Raw genomic sequence first — 735 nt, forward strand, 5'->3', positions numbered from 1 at the left:
TAACTGAAACTTGAAAGCCAGATACCATGCTCTTAGTGTATGATACCTGGCTTTCCCTGCCCAAAAATAAAAACACAAGCTCCTTGCGTTATACTGTGTCTTGAAAAGTATAAAAAGTAAACGAGGTCTTGTGTCTATGAAAAGTATAAAACAATTAGCTGAAAAAAACGACCTGAAAAATGTAATTACTGCTTTTATTAAGCTGATTGGTCTAGCTAAACTAAGCAAAAAGGTTAATTTTAAACGCAAATCCGTAGTTAGCCTTACGGCCGTTGTTTCCTGGCTGCTGGCAACTAAATTCGCTCGCCACTCACTTTACCGGGCACAGGCAGCTAAAGAATTTACTATTAGAACCGCCCGTAATGTTTTAAACGATGGCCGTATTAACTGGCAGCGCCTGCTCTGCCTGGCAGCCAAGCAATTAATTGCCCGTCTTAAACCGGTGATTGACCGCCGCAGACGACTGGCTTTGATTGTCGATGATACCCTCATGTCCCGTTCCTGTTCCCAGAAGACCGAGTTACTGGCTAAAGTATATGACCATAACTTGCAGAAATTTTTAACCGGCTACCGGGGGCTCACTTTAGGCTGGAGTGATGCCAATACTTTCTTGCCAGTTAATTTTGCTTTAATGTCAACCGGGAAACCACATAACCTAGTTGGCCACCCAGCTGTAAGCAATGACCAGCGCAGTGTTGCCGGTAAAAGGCGCTGCCAGGCACAAAGGCCGATGAA

General features: G+C 44.2%; 1 protein-coding gene. It reads left to right on the forward strand.

Annotated elements, in window-relative coordinates:
• Window positions 1-136: 136 nt before the first annotated feature.
• On the forward strand, window positions 137-735 hold a 599-nt coding region (locus FC77_RS08315; protein WP_056971013.1), incomplete at its 3' end, for a transposase.

The organism is Lactobacillus acetotolerans DSM 20749 = JCM 3825 (assembly GCF_001436775.1).
GTDB classification, from domain to species: Bacteria; Bacillota; Bacilli; order Lactobacillales; family Lactobacillaceae; genus Lactobacillus; species Lactobacillus acetotolerans.